General features: G+C 52.5%; 14 protein-coding genes. 6 read left to right on the forward strand and 8 right to left on the reverse strand.

Annotation, left to right across the window (positions count from 1 at the left end; all coding sequences use genetic code 11):
- Positions 1 to 9 precede the first annotated feature (9 nt).
- Together ACQ66Q_RS12580 and rraA are read right to left on the reverse strand one after the other, a co-directional pair.
- A complete protein-coding gene (locus ACQ66Q_RS12580) occupies positions 10 to 1068 on the reverse strand; it encodes a formimidoylglutamase (RefSeq protein WP_430457128.1) in 1059 nt (352 codons plus the stop codon).
- On the reverse strand, positions 1061 to 1546 hold the full coding sequence (rraA, locus tag ACQ66Q_RS12585) for a ribonuclease E activity regulator RraA (RefSeq protein WP_208931979.1): 486 nt from the start codon (positions 1544 to 1546) through the stop codon (positions 1061 to 1063). Before rraA ends, ACQ66Q_RS12580 begins: the two co-directional genes overlap by 8 nt.
- 726 nt (positions 1547 to 2272) lie before the next feature.
- On the opposite strand from rraA, the gene ACQ66Q_RS12590 reads away from it, so the two are divergent.
- From ACQ66Q_RS12590 to ACQ66Q_RS12600, 3 genes are all read left to right on the forward strand, one after another.
- Positions 2273 to 3772 carry a putative bifunctional diguanylate cyclase/phosphodiesterase gene (locus ACQ66Q_RS12590; RefSeq protein ID WP_430458555.1) on the forward strand — a complete coding sequence of 500 codons (1500 nt, stop codon included), beginning with the start codon at positions 2273 to 2275 and terminating at the stop codon, positions 3770 to 3772.
- Between the two features lie 81 nt (positions 3773 to 3853).
- Positions 3854 to 4378, forward strand: a complete 525-nt coding sequence (locus ACQ66Q_RS12595; protein ID WP_430457129.1) for a phosphatase PAP2 family protein — start codon at positions 3854 to 3856, stop codon at positions 4376 to 4378.
- 85 nt (positions 4379 to 4463) lie between these two features.
- Positions 4464 to 6326, forward strand: a complete 1863-nt coding sequence (locus ACQ66Q_RS12600) for a methyl-accepting chemotaxis protein (RefSeq protein WP_430457130.1) — start codon at positions 4464 to 4466, stop codon at positions 6324 to 6326.
- 22 nt (positions 6327 to 6348) lie between these two features.
- On the opposite strand, the gene ACQ66Q_RS12605 is transcribed toward ACQ66Q_RS12600, so the two are convergent.
- The 5 genes from ACQ66Q_RS12605 to priA form a co-directional block, all read right to left on the reverse strand.
- Complete coding sequence (locus ACQ66Q_RS12605; RefSeq protein ID WP_430457131.1) at positions 6349 to 6726, reverse strand: gamma-butyrobetaine hydroxylase-like domain-containing protein; 378 nt, start codon at positions 6724 to 6726, stop codon at positions 6349 to 6351.
- A gap of 23 nt (positions 6727 to 6749) precedes the next feature.
- Complete coding sequence (gene hslU, locus ACQ66Q_RS12610; RefSeq protein ID WP_430457132.1) at positions 6750 to 8081, reverse strand: HslU--HslV peptidase ATPase subunit; 1332 nt, start codon at positions 8079 to 8081, stop codon at positions 6750 to 6752.
- A 9-nt stretch (positions 8082 to 8090) separates the two neighbouring features.
- Positions 8091 to 8612 carry an ATP-dependent protease subunit HslV gene (gene hslV / locus ACQ66Q_RS12615; protein WP_208931973.1) on the reverse strand — a complete coding sequence of 174 codons (522 nt, stop codon included), beginning with the start codon at positions 8610 to 8612 and terminating at the stop codon, positions 8091 to 8093.
- Positions 8613 to 8692: 80 nt separating this feature from the next.
- The gene (locus ACQ66Q_RS12620) at positions 8693 to 9238 is read right to left on the reverse strand and encodes an SPOR domain-containing protein (RefSeq protein WP_430457133.1); all 546 of its coding nucleotides are present in this window, start codon (positions 9236 to 9238) and stop codon (positions 8693 to 8695) included.
- Positions 9239 to 9337: 99 nt separating this feature from the next.
- Positions 9338 to 11566, reverse strand: a complete 2229-nt coding sequence (priA, locus tag ACQ66Q_RS12625) for a primosomal protein N' (protein WP_430458556.1) — start codon at positions 11564 to 11566, stop codon at positions 9338 to 9340.
- Between the two features lie 181 nt (positions 11567 to 11747).
- On the opposite strand from priA, the gene rpmE reads away from it, so the two are divergent.
- Positions 11748 to 11960 (forward strand): 50S ribosomal protein L31, encoded by a 213-nt coding sequence (gene rpmE, locus ACQ66Q_RS12630; protein WP_208931970.1) that lies wholly within the window; start codon positions 11748 to 11750, stop codon positions 11958 to 11960.
- 515 nt (positions 11961 to 12475) lie between these two features.
- The gene (locus tag ACQ66Q_RS12635) at positions 12476 to 13720 is read left to right on the forward strand and encodes a malic enzyme-like NAD(P)-binding protein (protein WP_430457134.1); all 1245 of its coding nucleotides are present in this window, start codon (positions 12476 to 12478) and stop codon (positions 13718 to 13720) included.
- Between the two features lie 122 nt (positions 13721 to 13842).
- Here ACQ66Q_RS12635 and metJ read toward each other — a convergent pair whose 3' ends face one another.
- Complete coding sequence (gene metJ / locus ACQ66Q_RS12640; RefSeq protein ID WP_031567174.1) at positions 13843 to 14178, reverse strand: met regulon transcriptional regulator MetJ; 336 nt, start codon at positions 14176 to 14178, stop codon at positions 13843 to 13845.
- Between the two features lie 177 nt (positions 14179 to 14355).
- Between metJ and metB the strand changes: the two genes are divergently transcribed.
- Positions 14356 to 15639, forward strand: coding sequence for a cystathionine gamma-synthase (metB, locus tag ACQ66Q_RS12645; RefSeq protein ID WP_430457135.1), 1284 nt, complete (start codon positions 14356 to 14358; stop codon positions 15637 to 15639).

Genomic DNA, 15639 nt, shown 5'->3' on the forward strand with positions numbered 1-15639 from the left:
GGCCGCGGTTCATTGTTGCTGTCTGGCCTGCAAAAATGCCAACACTAACGCCGTCAGGATCTGACCGGCTTCATTGAAGCCAGCCTTGAGTCCGGCCGGATGTTGCGACGGTGCAGCTTCTGCCAGATGCAGATATCGCACTCTTGGCAATCTGGCCAGCTGCCAGACATAACATTCCGCGTCTGAAACTGACACACCACAATTGGTATAGGCACTAACCGGCATGCCACTGATGCTGTCGGTATCCAGTTCGATACCAAGCGGTTTGCTGTCATCGGCGCCGACAAACCCAATGGCTTGTTGAATGGCATCCGCTAACGTCAGTTGCCGGCGTTGCCAGATCTGCTGGTAACTACAAAACGCAGCGCCAGCCTGCTGCAATTGCGCCAGAGCCGCTTGTGAATTTTTCAGTTCATGCAGGCCCAACACAAAATACTTGCGCAGCCAGCCCGCCTGGTGGGCATAACTGAAGCCATTGCCGCTGTGACGACCTTCCAGCAGACGGAAATCGCAATGTGGATCCAGATTAATTGCATCGGCACTTTGACCGGCATGTGCGGCCAGAGCCTGTAAAATCGGCAGGGCGTTATTGTGACCACCGCCTATAACAATCGGCACCAGACCCGAATCAAAACAAGCACGTAGGACAGTGCTGACGCGCAGATCCAGCTCAGCACAGAGTGCGCGCAACTGCGCCAGCTGCGTGGCGTCGTTGCTGTCGAGACTCTGCGATTGTTGCTGCAGATCGGCACAGGCTATAGTGCCCGCCAGCAACAGCTCGCCGGATTTGGCGAAGGCATTGTCCTGCAAATTGATAAACCGGCTTAAAAAAGCGGCGAAACCTTGATCCGCACCGCCATTCCCCAGATTGGCACGTGGACCAATATCTTCCGGGATCCCCAGTAGTACATAGCGGCAACCATGTTGCACAGCGCTTGCGAGCGCATCTTCCAGCGGTAATAACGGGTTCAGAAACTGTAAAGCTGCACCGAGCCGGGTCTCACCGGCGCGGTGTTGTTGCCAGACCGCCAAATCGGCGGCCTGCATTCGTTGCAAATGATTACTCAATGTCCAGCGGCTCCGCAGACAAGATAATGCCGGTACTGTCGGCATAAATGTGATCTTCCGGCAGGAAGGTCACGCCGGCAAAATTGACTGGTACGTCCGTTTCACCAAAACCCTGATCATCGGCACGCACCGGGATGGCATTGACGGCCTGAATACCCAGCTCAAAATCTTCCAGCGTATCAACATCGCGCACGCTGCCGTAGCAGATAATCCCTTCCCAGCCATTTTCTGAGGCCAGTGCCGCCAGTTCGGCGTCAATCAGTGCCCGACGTGCGGATCCGCCACCATCTATTAACAACACCTTGCCAACACCCGGCTCTGCCAGCATCTGCCGTACCAGACCGTTGTCTTCAAAACATTTCACCGTATGGATCACGCCACCAAACGAGCGGCGACCGCCGTAGTTGGCAAAAATAGGCTCAACCACATCAATCATGTCGGCATACAGATCACATAATTCAGAAGTATTGTATTGCATGGTAATTCCCGCCTGTTGATCAATTGGTTAGGGGAACAGTATAAACGGATCTCCCCTAAGCTCAAGCATTCAACTTTGGCGGAATTCAATCGGGAATCACAGTGCAAAACCATTTCAGCTGTGTTAGTTTTTGCTTAATTTCGTCGATTCTGGTCCTGCCCCTTGAGCTTTGAACTGACACTGGCCCGCATCTCGTTGTTCCTAATCCAGGCAGGACTAGCCTGCGCTATCAGTTTTATCCTGTGGTACTTCTACCGGATTTATCAGCGTCATTACCTGAAATCCTGGTCAATCGCCTTTGCCGTTTTTGCATTGTATCTGCTGATGTTAACGGGCTATTCGCTGGTATGGCCGCGCACGGACTGGTTATTCTGGCCGTTGCTGGGGCTTGAATTCGGCTATTTATTCTTTAGTTACGCTTTCGCCATTTTTATTCTGGTCGGGGTGCGCGAAGCGGTCAGTACAGAACGCATCTCCAGCCGGCTGGTGAATCAATTGTTGCTCTTGGTCGCTGCACTGGCGTTTGTGTCCGTTGCTTTGTTTGTGACCGATACGGAGTCGTCGGTGTGGAAAACCACAATCCAGCTGAATTTACGTTTGCTGTTTACCGGCGCAGCGTTGTTGGTTGGTGGGATCTGGTTGTTTGCGTTGCCGCACCGCATCCTGATTGCCAAGCTGGTGGCCCTGTCCATCATGCTATGGGGCCTGCTGATGTTGGTCATGGCGATGTTGTCGGGCTGGCTGGGGGAAGGGCAGGCGCTGCTGCGTGTGGTAGTCGTCAGTAAACATCTCGAATTGTTTTTCCAGACATTGCTGGGGCTCGGGCTGGTTGTCTGGTTGCAGGACGATGAGCGTAGTACCAACCAACAGTTGACGGCGAAAACCCGCTATCTCGATACCCACGATCAGTTAACTGGCTGTTTAAACCGGGATGCCTTGTTGCAGGAATTATCCGCGTTGATCCAGTTACCGCAACAACAGCCGCTGCTGCTGGTGATGATTGGGCTGGACCGGTTTAAAACCATCAATGAAACGGTGGGTCTGAAGCAGGGCGACCGGATCCTGCGGGAAGTCACCCGGCGTTTTGATACCAGCATTCTGAAACCCCGGCTGGTCGGGCGTACCGGCGGCGATATTTTTGCGCTGGTCTTACAAGACATTCTGACCGACAAACAACGCCAGTTCTGCCTACACCACATCGAGCAATTGATTGAAAAACCGTTTAATTTTGATTCCGGTTTGTTAAAACTGACCGCCACTATTGGTGTTGCGCAGTTTCCGGAACATGCTGGCAGTGCCGAGTCTTTGCTGCAAAAGGCCAACATCGCTTTCCATCAGGCTAAACGACAGCAACAGCGCTGGATCCAATATCATCAGGGCATGGAAGAAGAAACGGCCCGCTTGTTAATGCTGGAAAAGGAACTGCTGCAGGCGCTGGAACTGAAACAATTTGTCTTGTACTACCAGCCACAATGGAATATCCGGGAACAACGTGTCGATGGTTTTGAAGCCTTAGTCCGCTGGCATCACCCGGACCGCGGCATCCTGATGCCGGGACAGTTTTTACCGCAAATGGAACAAATTGGCCTGATGCGTGAGCTGGATATGCAGCTGTTGGAACAGGCGGTGGAGACATTGGGCCGCTGGCGGAAAAAGCAGGTGCAGCTGTTGGAACAGGCGGTGGAGACATTGGGCCGCTGGCGGAAAAAGCAGGTGCAGCTGTCGGTCGCCGTGAATATGTCACCGATCCATTTTGAACAGGCCGGCCTGAAACAAAGGATCCAGCAGCTGTTACAGCAGTACGAAGTGCCGCCGACCATGCTGGAGCTGGAGATCACCGAGAACACCGCTATGGGCGATATGGAACAAGGCCGTAACTATGTAACGGAACTGCAGCAGATGGGGATCCGCGTATCGATTGACGACTTCGGCACCGGCTATTCCTCGCTGGGTTATTTACGCCGGATGCCGATCGACAAAATCAAAATTGACCGCAGTTTTATCATGGATATGGCCAGTAGTGATTCCGACATGATGATCGTCAAAACCATGATCACGCTGGCGCATGGTCTTGGCAAACGCATCCTGGCGGAAGGGGTCGAAGATGCCAATCAGTTGCTGTTGCTCAAACATATGGCGTGCGACGCAGCGCAAGGTTATCTGATAGCAAAACCGTTACCGGAATCGGATGCGCTGGCGCTGCTGCAACAAAAACTGTCGTTCTGAGCCTGGTGCAGGCCTTGTCATATCGCTGTCACGGTGACTGGTTAGCCTGTTTGCAGGTAGCCACAGTGACCGGAGCGCGCCATGCACAGACAACGTTGGATAGAACTGGATCAGCGCTATTTCGCCCGTTTGTTTCTGGGACTTGGCCAAGGGCGTTTGCGCCGGCTCAGTTACTGGGTGTCGAAGTCGGCCGATGGTCCGGGATATGCGCTGTTGGCGCTGTGGTTGTACTGGCAGGGTGATGCTGTTGCACTACAGTTGGTCAGCGTGTTGGCACTGGCCTTTGCTATTGAATTACCGGCGTATTTGCTGCTGAAAAACCTGTTTCGCCGGCAACGACCTGCGGTAGCTCTGGCTGGCCAGATCCGCGCTCATATTGAACCTTCCGATCGTTTCAGTCTGCCGTCCGGCCATACCGCCGGCGCTTTTGTACTGGTCAGTTGCATCGCCGTATTGGCGCCAGTCTGGTTTCCGTTGGCGCTGTTATGGGGTTGCATGGTCGGCATGTCCCGCGTGCTGCTGGGGGTGCATTTTCCCGGTGATATTCTGGCCGGTATGTTGCTGGGCAGTTGCAGCGTCCTCCTTGCCATGCTCAGTCTCAGCTAACAAATTAAAATTTATCACTAAATCCTGCAATACAGATTTTCTTACCTATGCTTAGGCGTATCAGCACACCAGCAGGAGGGTGGGAATGTTACGCAATCTGTCGATTAAAAACCGTTTAATGGTCAATAGCGTGGTAGTTGGTGCCGCCATGCTGGTGATGTTGTTATTACTGATTTTCCAGAACATGCAATTTACTGCTCTTGCAGCGATTAATGTCGAAATCGCGGCATTAGAGCGCGATGTATTGGTGCTGCGCCGCCACGAAAAAGACTTTCTGATGCGCAAAGACTTAAGTTACAAGGATAAATTCGGTAAGACCATGCAAGAGCTCAATCAGGGACTGACCTTGCTGGAGCGGGATTTAACTGCACATGACATTGATACCAGTTCGTTGAAGAATTTCCGTCAACAAACTGCGCTGTATCAACAGAAGTTTGAGTTGCTAGTCACTACAGCAGAGCAAGTCGGCTTAGATCCGCAATCAGGTTTGTATGGTGCCTTGCGTGCTGCTGCACATCAACTGGAAGCAGAGTTTAAGCAGGTCAGTAATGACACCATGATGGTCAGTCTGCTGCAAATGCGCCGCGCCGAAAAAGATTTTATGCTGCGTTCAGATTTGAAATATCTGGATAGTTTTAACGCGGAGTTCAGTCGGTTTAAATCGCTGTTAGACGGGCAGAATGCCAGCGCTGCATTGCAAAGTGCCGCTGACAGCTATGCCGATGCCTATCGCAATTTGGTGTCAGGTAGCCAACAAATGGGCCTGAAACATGATCAAGGGATCATGGGAGACATGCGAAAAGCTGTGCATGAAACCGAATCCAGCCTGAAGGCGATGACCGACAAGGCCAATAATGCATTGGAAAAAGCCTCCACCTCCTCACGCTATCTGGCGTTCACATTGTTTTTTGTGGTGTTAGCCGTGGTCATAGTTCTGGTTTTGTTCACTTCACGCAGTATCCTGCAGCCGATCCAGAATGTCTGCCGTACCATTGGTGTGATCCGCAAAGATAATGATTTCCGCCAACGGGTAGCAGTGGAAGGTCGCGACGAGATGACGCTGTTGGCGCAGGACTTTAATGCGATGCTGTGTGACTTTCAGGACCTGGTCCGCAGCGTCAATCAGGCTCTGGAAATGCTGGATACTGCGACGGCGGAACTGGCGAAGTCCACTGCAGAAACCAGCCGCGGCATGGCGCAGCAGCAAATGGAAAGCGACATGGTTGCCACCGCTGTGACCGAGATGGGCGCGACTATTGAAGAAATCGCCGGTAACACGGAAAACACCGCGAATAAAGCCGATGCGACCAATCAGAACGCAGCAGAAGGCATGAAAGAGGTCGAGCAGACGGTCAGCCGGATCCGTGCTTTGTCCGATGAACTACAGCAGGCAGCCACAGTCGTTGCTGAGCTGGAGAAAGATAGCACGACTATAGGTTCCGTCATCGATGTGATCCGGGGTATTGCTGAACAAACCAATTTATTGGCGTTGAACGCTGCAATCGAAGCGGCACGAGCCGGCGAGCAAGGTCGCGGTTTTGCCGTGGTTGCCGATGAAGTACGCAGCCTTGCACAGCGCACTGCTGAATCGACGCGGCAAATCGAACAAATCATTTCCAGCTTACAAGGCCGCACCCGGGCCATTGTCGCATCGATGCAGCAATGCCGGGAGCGCGGTCAAAGCGGCGCCGAACAAGCGGGGATGGCAAGCCGTCTGCTCAGTGCTATCACCGGTGATGTGACAAATATCATGGAGATGACGACGCAAATTGCCACTGCCGTCGAAGAGCAAAGCCATGTGGCGGCTGAAGTGAATAAGAATGTTGTCCGGATCCGCGACATTTCCGAGCAATCACTGAAGATCGCCGAACATAACGCACAAATTAGCGAAGAAGTCGCGGTGCAGGCGACACGCTTACATCAAACGGTCGATAAATTTAAGGCGTAACAGCAACGGTTTCACAGCGGCATCAAATACCGCTGTGAAACCGGACCTCTAGTTTTGCATCCCGAACTGCATTGGCGGCTTTCAGTCTGGCCAGATAATCCTGCCACAGCGCGTCGCGTTGTTCGTGCAGCTGACGCAGATAACTCCAGCTGTACAGCCCGCTGTTGTGGCCGTCGTCAAATACCAGTCGCACGGCATACTGACCGACGGGTAACAGTTGAGTAATGGCCACATCGCGTTTATTAGCGACCAGCTGCGGTGTGCCATGACCGCGCACTTCCGCAGACGGTGACAACACCCGCAACAACTCGGCGCTGAACTGTGCCACTACCTGATCAGTAAACACCACATCCAGCATTTTTTGCTTCCGGTGATAATGCAGTTTACTGACCTGATGCATAGAAACCCTTCCAAATTATATAGTTACAGAATAAACCGGCTTAAATCTTCATCCTGCACCAGCGCATCCAGGTGACCGTCGACATAAGCAGCGTCCACCATCACTTGCTGACCCTGATGGTCGGCTGCATCAAAGGATACATCTTCCAGCAGACGTTCCATCACAGTGTACAGGCGGCGGGCTCCGATATTTTCGGTGCGTTCGTTGACCTGCCAGGCGGCATTGGCAATACGTTTGATGCCATCGTCAGTAAACTTCAGCTGGACACCCTCAGTTGCCAGCATCGCGACAGTTTGCTCGGTCAGCGAGGCTTTAGGTTCTGTCAGGATCCGCTCAAAATCTGCCGCGGTTAGCGGTTGCAGTTCGACCCGGATCGGCAGACGGCCCTGCAGTTCCGGCACTAAATCCGACGGTTTTGCCAGCTGGAAAGCACCGGAAGCGATAAACAGAATATGATCGGTTTTGACAATGCCATGTTTGGTATTGACGCTGCAGCCTTCAATCAACGGCAACAAATCCCGCTGCACGCCTTCACGTGATACGTCGGGGCCGTTGCTTTCGCCACGTTTACATATCTTGTCGATCTCATCGATAAAGACGATGCCATTTTGCTCCACCGCTTCCAGCGCTTTGGCTTTCAGCTCTTCCGGATTGATCAGCTTAGCGGCCTCTTCATCAATCAGTTGCTTCAGGGCATCTTTGATCTTCAGTTTGCGTTTTTTCGTGCGCTCCTGACCGAGATTCTGAAACATCGACTGCAGTTGCTGGGTCATTTCTTCCATGCCCGGTGGCGCCATAATTTCAACGCCCATCGGGCCTGCGACTAGATCCAGTTCAATTTCTTTATCGTCGAGCTGACCTTCACGTAGTTTTTTACGGAAGATCTGCCGGGTATTGGAATCACTGTCGTTATTGTCTACTTCGCCCCAGTTGTTGCGGGCGCGGGGCAATAACACATCGAGGATCCGCTCCTCAGCGGCTTCTTCGGCACGGAAACGGTTCCGCACCACTTCCTGCTCACGCACCATTTTTACAGCGCTGTCGGTCAGGTCGCGAATGATACTGTCGACTTCTTTGCCGACATAACCGACTTCAGTGAATTTGGTCGCTTCGACTTTGATAAAAGGTGCATTGGCCAGTTTGGCCAGGCGCCGGGCAATTTCGGTTTTACCAACACCGGTCGGGCCAATCATCAGAATATTCTTCGGCGTTACTTCCTGACGCAATGCTGGGTCAAGTTGCATCCGGCGCCAGCGGTTACGCAGTGCAATAGCCACGGCGCGTTTGGCACCTTGCTGACCGATAATATGGCGGTCCAGTTCGTGGACGATTTCGCGGGGAGTCATTTCCGACATCAGATGGCCTTATTTTAATTCTTCAATCGTATGGTGATGATTGGTGTAAATGCAGATATCACCGGCGATAGTCAGCGCTTTTTCGACAATAGCGCTGGCGGGTAATTCAGTGTTATTCAGTAACGCCGTCGCGGCAGCCTGAGCAAATGGCCCGCCGGAACCAATGGCAATCAGATCCTGCTCTGGCTGGATCACATCGCCATTGCCGGTAATGATTAATGAACAATTCGCGTCGGCAACTGCTAACAGTGCCTCGAGCTTGCGCAGCATCCGGTCAGTGCGCCAGTCTTTCGCCAGTTCAACCGCAGCGCGCATCAGGTGGCCCTGGTGCAGTTCCAGCTTCGCTTCAAAGCGTTCAAACAGCGTGAAAGCGTCCGCCGTACCGCCGGCAAAACCGGCCAGGACCTTGCCGTGATAAAGCCGGCGCACTTTTTTCGCGTTGCCTTTCATCACAGTGTTGCCGAGCGTGACCTGGCCGTCACCACCGAGCGCAACTTGGCCGTTGCGGCGTACAGAAACAATAGTGGTCATAACATCAATTCAAAGAGGGCAGATAACGCAGATATGTGGGGCAGGGCCGCATTTTTCAAGCGTGCGGCCCGTGTCGGGATTTACAGGACCCAGCAGTTGGCTATTTTTTGTTTCAGCAGTTTGTTTTTGTCGTTTTGAGCCTGACGTTTGCTGACATAAGGACCGGAGACTACCCGGTATTTGCCGGACGATTCGCGGATCTCGGAACTGACGCCGGCAAATGCCATTTTGGCTTTTAATTGCTGGGCACCCTCCATCGCTTTAAAGGTGCCACAAAACATATTGGCTGGCGCTTTGGTGGCGAGCTGATCGGCTTCCACCTGAATTTCTTTGGTTTGCAGCTCTTTGATATAGGTATACGGCTCTTTGGCCGGTTTTGGTGGCAACTCGTCCAGCGGTTGTGGCGCTGTTACCGCAGCCTTGGCCTGCTCAGCCGCAGCCTTGGCCTGCTCAGCCGCAGCCTCCGCGCCTGGCCGGTGCGAGATGTGCCATAAAAAAGCGCCAAATGCGATCAGCAATAGGGTCACAACGCCTATCAGTAAAACTGGTAGTGGTTTCTTTTCGTTTGGTTTTTTCTTCGGACGCGGTGCTGGCCGGGCCGTTTTTACATAATCTTGATGAGGCATGCCAAATTCTTGCGGCGACAAATGTGAGGGGATTGTACTGGATTTGGCGGCAAAAAAGTAAGGTTGAATTGCGTGTCTGCTGGCTGGCTCCCGCAGTTTTTAATTCAGATCAAGCGCGTCAACATCGAGTTGCCATTTGATTTTGCGCGAAAGTGTATTGTTGCAGCATTGGTTTAACACCAGATCAAGCGCCTGATGTAGTTGCCGGCGATCGCGGCAAAACAGCTGCAGTTGCCAGCGGAATTTACCGGCTTTTCGTTCCAGTGGTGGTTTCAACGGCCCTAAATATTGTATTTGTGGGCATTCGGTCGCGATCAGCTGCTGAATGCCGGTCAAAAATAACAGACCGTCATTGCTGTCAAAAGATTCGGTACGAAACAGCGCCAGATGCTGATAAGGCGGCAAGCGCGTTTGCTGGCGTTCCTGCAATGCGCTGCGGGCAAACGAGCTGTAACCATTCTGGATCACGTCCTGCAGCAGCGGATGACCGGGATAATGGGTCTGCAACAACACCGTGCCGGCTACATCACCACGCCCGGCACGGCCGGCTACCTGGGTCAGCAGCTGCGCCAGCTGCTCAGAGGCGCGAAAATCGCTGGAATACAAAGCGCTGTCGACATCGACAATCACCACCAGACTAACTTTGGGAAAGTGGTGGCCTTTGGCCAGCATCTGAGTGCCGACAATAATGGATGGCTGGCCCTGATTAATTTCCTCCAGCAAGGCTTCCAGACTGCCTTTGCGCCGCGTGCTATCACGATCGAGCCGGATCACCGGAAAGTCCGGGATCAGCTGTTGTAGCTGCTCTTCGAGCTGTTCAGTACCTTGCCCGACCGGTGCGAGCTGCGTGCTGCCACAATGGCCGCATTGATGCGGTACCGGCCGGCTGGCGCCGCAATGATGGCATACCAGCTGGCGGCTTTGTTTGTGAAAAGTGGTGAACGCGGCGCAGCGCTGGCATTCAGTCAGCCAGCCGCATTCATGGCAAATCAGCGCCGGGGCAAAACCACGGCGGTTCAGGAACAACATCACTTGTTCACCGCGCTGTAACCGCTGTTTGATTTGTGCCAGCGTACCATCCGCCAGGCCATGTTTCAGCACCTGCTGCTTTAAATCCATCAATTCTATTTTCGGCACTTGCTGGCTGGTGGCGCGCTCTGGCAATGGCAAATGGGCAAATTTGCCTTGCTGCACGTTGTAGAGCGATTCAAGACTGGGTGTGGCCGACCCCAGCACTATCGGGCAACTCGCCAGTGCTGCGCGCTTTACGGCAAGGTCTCTGGCGTGATAGCGGAAGCCTTCCTGTTGTTTTAATGATGCGTCGTGTTCTTCATCAATGATCAGTAAACCGAGACGTAAAAACGGCAAAAACAGCGCTGAACGGGTACCGATCGTAATCGCAGCATCGCCGCTCTGGCTGCGTTGCCAGGCGAGTAATCGTTCCTGATCGGTCATGTTGGAATGCCAAATTTGCAGCGGCACGGCAAAGCGTTTGGCAAAACGCGCCAGCGTCTGCGGCGTCAGGCCAATTTCCGGCACCAAGACCAGTACTTGTTGGCCCCGTTGCAGTACCGGGCTGATACATTGCAGGTAGACCTCTGTTTTACCGGAGCCAGTAACGCCTTCCAGCAAAAAACGGCTGAAACTACCGGCCGACTTATTAATAGCGCTGACTGCCAATGCCTGCGCTGGGTTGAGCTGTAATGGCGTCTGGCGATCAGGCTGTGGTGCAAACGGCTTAAATTCAATGTCTTGCCAGACCACCAGTTCTTTTTCCAGCAAGGCTTTAATTTGCGGACTTTCACCAACGAGTTCATCTTCACGGCACGCGGCTTGTTGCAGGCGTTGCCACAACGCCAGCTGGCGTGGCGCGCGTTGCAGCGCATCCGGTGTGAGACTGCTGCCTTGTGGCGTCAGTTGCAACAACCGGCCGTGTCCGGCTAAAACGGATTTACCTTCCCGTAGCAGCGCTGGCAGAGCACTGACCAGCACTTCGCCGAGCGGATGATGGTAATAGTCTGCAGCAAAACTTAGCAACTGCTTGATTTCATTGCCAAATAACGGCATTTGATCCAACACTTCCAGCAGAGCTTTCAGTTTATCCGGATGGGCATTGTCCGGGTCAAGTTGCCAGACAATGCCAATCAGCTCCCGTTTGCCAAACGGCACCCGCACCCGCACGCCGACTTGTACCTGCATACCCTCGGGCAACAAATAATCAAAATGCTGATACAGCGGGACAGGCAGTGCGACGCGGACTCGGTTCAACAGGACAAGATCTCGGGGCCAGAATGCGGCAAAGTGTAGCGAGTCGGGCTGACCTGCCACAATGCTTTTTTCAGTGCAGATCAGCAACGGCGTTAATCCGCTGCTTTTTTCTGCAAAAGCTGAAGAAAAAGTTGAACCGGCAGGTCGGATCTATTAAGCTACGCGCCCTAAATTAACTGAAATGCGTATGGTGTCTGACAGTGAGCTGATCAGATAGCGATACGGCCTAACGAGGTAAGCCATGAAACCAGGTATCCACCCGGAATACAAAGAAATCACTGCAACTTGTACTTGCGGTAATGCATTCAAAACCCGTTCAGCACTGTGCAAAGACATCCACTTGGACGTTTGCTCAGCTTGCCACCCGTTCTACACTGGTAAGCAAAAAGTTCTGGACGTAGGTGGTCGTGTTGACCGCTTCAAAAAACGTTTCGCAGTACTGGGCGCCAAATAATCCAGTCGCGTTACCGCAAAAAAGCACCTTCGGGTGCTTTTTTTGTGCCTGCGTTTTACTGCATAACCTGTTTGGCGATTATTTACCCACCGCCGAGTTAAATTCATTTTAATCTATTTTAAATCAATCACTTAACCTGCCGCTTCGTTACGGGGTTGCATGCAAATTCGGCCTTACTGCACAAATATCTGCCAGTTCATGACAGCTTTTTGCATCTTTAAGCAAATTCCGCTCACTGGTCATACCTCCTGTGGTTTTGGCGCTTGGCACCACGGCCAAAAGTTGATATAACAAGCTTGATGGCCAAAAAGTGCACAGACATTTTCCGCCGCTCCTCCACGTAAAAAGGCAACTATTGTGTTCACCGGCTGACTCTGGACAGAGGTACAACCAGCGTGAAGTCAATAGGCATGCCGCGTCAGGCTCTTTACAATGGGCCGCCTTTTGCGCTTACCCTCGCAAAAGTATTGGCAAATAACATAAAGCCCACAGGGCTAAGCCTCAGGACTCTTACCATGTCAGACTTCAGGAAAGCAGCGCTCGATTATCATGCCAAACCTACACCGGGCAAGATCGGCATTCAAATTACTAAACCGGCCGAGACGGTCAAAGACTTGGCGCTGGCTTACAGCCCGGGTGTCGCTGAACCGGTACGTGAAATCGCCGAAGACATCGATAATGTTTACAAGTACACAGGTAAAGGCAATCTGGTGGCCGTGATCACCAACGGCACCGCGATTTTAGGCCTTGGCAATTTGGGGCCTATGGCGTCTAAACCTGTGATGGAAGGCAAAGCTTTGTTGTTTAAACGGTTTGCCAATCTGGATTCAATTGACATTGAAGTGACCCATCGCACCACTGAAGACTTCATCAATACAGTGGCCAATATCGCCGACACTTTTGGTGGCATTAACCTCGAAGATATCAAATCGCCGGAATGCTTTGAGATTGAAAAAGAGCTGATCAAACGCTGCAATATTCCGGTATTCCATGACGACCAACATGGCACTGCCATTGTCACCGCGGCGGGTCTGTTAAATGCGCTGGAAATTCAAGGCAAAGATATCCGTAAAGTCACTATCGTCTGTATGGGCGCCGGCGCTGCCGCTATTGCTTGTATGGAGCTGCTGATCAAATGCGGCGCCAAACGTGAATATATTTACATGTTGGACACCAAAGGCGTGATCCATACCCGCCGTGAAGATCTGAACAAATACAAAACACTGTTTGCCAATAACACCGACAAACGGACGCTGGAAGACGCATTGGATGGCGCCGATGTGTTTATCGGTGTGTCTGGTCCGGACGCATTGCCACCACAAGCGCTGAAGCTGATGGCGGCGAATCCGGTGATTTTCGCCTGCTCGAACCCGGATCCGGAAATCAAACCAGAGCTGGCGCATGCCGAGCGCAAAGACCTGATTATGGCCACCGGCCGCTCGGATTATCCGAACCAGGTCAACAACGTGTTGTGCTTCCCGTTTATCTTCCGCGGTGCATTAGACGTGCGCGCCAGCGTCATTAACGATGAGATGAAGATTGCCGCTGTGCATGCGATCCGCGCTATAGCTAAAGAGCCGGTGCCTGCCGAAGTGTTACAGGCAGCGCAGGTCGCAAAGCTTGAATTTGGCGCTGAATACATCATTCCAAAACCAATGGACCCACGCCTGTTGCCGCGTGTGGCCAAAGCGGTGGCGGATGCCGCTGTCGCTTCAGGGGTTGCGCGCATTCCAATGCCAAAACACTATATGGAAAGCTGATTTTTCCACTGCAATAAAAAGAAAAACCGCGGCGAGCCGCGGTTTTTTTATGTCTGTTGTTTGAATTTATTATCGACTCTTGCTGCAACCTGTCGTTGTTAATTTTTCGGTTGCGTCGGTCTTTATTCTTCGTCTGATTCTGCTTCCTGAATATCCGGAATAGGTTTACCCATACTGGTCAGGATATTACGAACTTCGATCGGGATTTGATGCGGGTTGTCTTTGCGTAAATCTTCATCGGCAGGTAGTGGCTGGCCGGTAAATGCATGCAAAAAAGCTTCGCATAATAATTCGCTGTTGGTGGCGTGGCGTAAGTTGTTGACCTGGCGACGGGTGCGCTCATCAGTTAAAACTTTTAATACATTCAGGGGGATGGAGACGGTGATTTTCTTCACCTGTTCTGATTTCTTGCCGTGTTCTGCATAGGGGTGAACGTATTCACCATTCCACTTTGCCATAGTTGTACCTTGATTTAATTATTTGTTGTGCGTTTTGGCCCGAAATTTTATCTCTTTATACGCGCATAAACAAACGCTGCGCAAGAAATAATCATGATAGACGTCTAAATGTTTTGACATCCTTTTTTGGCGCTGTATACTTTTAGCCGTCTAAACATCTAAAAGTATGAGGTTGATATGTCCACACGTCGCTCCGCCACAGTTGCAGCCCGCGCGGGTATCGCGCAGGATCCCGCTTACGGTGCGGTGACGCCGCCGATGTATCTGACCTCTACTTACGAATTGCCGGCGTTTAAACAGCCGGGAAAATATGATTATTCGCGCTCGAACAATCCAACCCGCGATCTGCTCGGTGATGCTTTGTGTCAGCTCGAAGGCGGTGCCAAAGCCCTGGTGACCAATACCGGTATGTCGGCCTGTGTGCTGGCGCTGCAGGTGCTGACGCCAGACGATACCCTGGTTATCCCGCATGATTGTTACGGCGGCAGCTACCGTTTATTCACCAATTTGGCCAATAAAAAACGCGCCTTTAAGCTGGTCATTGTCAATTTTCAGCAAGACAACTGGGCAGAACTGGTCAGCGCCGCAGCACCGAAACTGATTTGGCTGGAAACGCCCAGCAATCCGTTGCTGCAAATCACTGATGTGCGTGCTGTCTGCGAGCTGGCGAAAACGCTGCAGGCCCTGGTATTGGTCGACAACACCTTTTTATCACCGGCACTGCAAAACCCGATCGCGCTCGGCGCCGATCTGGTCCTGCATTCCACCACCAAATATTTGAATGGCCACAGCGATATTGTCGGTGGCGCTTTGATCGTCAAAGACGCCGCACTGGGGGATGAACTGAAATGGTGGGCCAATTGCCTCGGCGTCACGGCCGGCGCTTTTGACTCACACCTGACACTTCGCGGCATTCGCACTTTGTTACCGCGGATTAAAGCGCATCAGGAAAACGCCGCATTGGTGGTGGACTACCTGCAACAGCAACCACTGGCCGGCAAGATTTATTATCCGGGCTTAAAAGATCATCCGGGCCATGCCATTGCCAAAGCGCAACAACATGGTTTTGGCGCGATGATCAGCTTTGATCTGGCGGCAGATGCCAAATACCTCGGTGTATTTTTCGAAGCATTAGAGTGCTTTACTCTGGCGCAATCGTTAGGTGGTATTGAAAGCCTCATTTGCCATCCCGGCACTATGACACATGCGTCGATGGACGCCGCCGCGCAAAAAACAGCGGGGATAGGCCCGACGTTAATCCGCTTGTCGGTCGGGATTGAAGATCCACGCGATTTGCTGGCCGATCTGGAGCAGGCATTTGCCGCCGTTGCTGCGGCAATCCGGGCAGATGGTGGCAACGCTGCAGCAGGTCATGACACTGCGCCGAGCGAAGTCAAACCAGCTCCTGTACAAAACGAACAACATTTCCGGCTGAATCCAGCCCTGGCCGCATTTTGGTAA

Origin of the sequence: Rheinheimera sp. (assembly GCF_965283995.1) — a bacterium.
Classification (GTDB): domain Bacteria; phylum Pseudomonadota; class Gammaproteobacteria; order Enterobacterales; family Alteromonadaceae; genus Pararheinheimera.

Excerpts from the sequence above, each read along its gene's own strand:
- metB (WP_430457135.1), top strand. The coding sequence starts at position 14,356 with ATGTCCACACGTCGCTCCGCCACAGTTGCAGCCCGCGCGGGTATCGCG.
- ACQ66Q_RS12595 (WP_430457129.1), top strand. The coding sequence starts at position 3,854 with ATGCACAGACAACGTTGGATAGAACTGGATCAGCGCTATTTCGCCCGT.
- ACQ66Q_RS12605 (WP_430457131.1), bottom strand. The coding sequence starts at position 6,726 with ATGCATCAGGTCAGTAAACTGCATTATCACCGGAAGCAAAAAATGCTG.
- ACQ66Q_RS12620 (WP_430457133.1), bottom strand. The coding sequence starts at position 9,238 with ATGCCTCATCAAGATTATGTAAAAACGGCCCGGCCAGCACCGCGTCCG.
- rraA (WP_208931979.1), bottom strand. The coding sequence starts at position 1,546 with ATGCAATACAATACTTCTGAATTATGTGATCTGTATGCCGACATGATT.
- metJ (WP_031567174.1), bottom strand. The coding sequence starts at position 14,178 with ATGGCAAAGTGGAATGGTGAATACGTTCACCCCTATGCAGAACACGGC.
- rpmE (WP_208931970.1), top strand. The coding sequence starts at position 11,748 with ATGAAACCAGGTATCCACCCGGAATACAAAGAAATCACTGCAACTTGT.
- ACQ66Q_RS12590 (WP_430458555.1), top strand. The coding sequence starts at position 2,273 with ATGTTGTCGGGCTGGCTGGGGGAAGGGCAGGCGCTGCTGCGTGTGGTA.
- ACQ66Q_RS12635 (WP_430457134.1), top strand. The coding sequence starts at position 12,476 with ATGTCAGACTTCAGGAAAGCAGCGCTCGATTATCATGCCAAACCTACA.
- hslU (WP_430457132.1), bottom strand. The coding sequence starts at position 8,081 with ATGTCGGAAATGACTCCCCGCGAAATCGTCCACGAACTGGACCGCCAT.
- ACQ66Q_RS12600 (WP_430457130.1), top strand. The coding sequence starts at position 4,464 with ATGTTACGCAATCTGTCGATTAAAAACCGTTTAATGGTCAATAGCGTG.
- hslV (WP_208931973.1), bottom strand. The coding sequence starts at position 8,612 with ATGACCACTATTGTTTCTGTACGCCGCAACGGCCAAGTTGCGCTCGGT.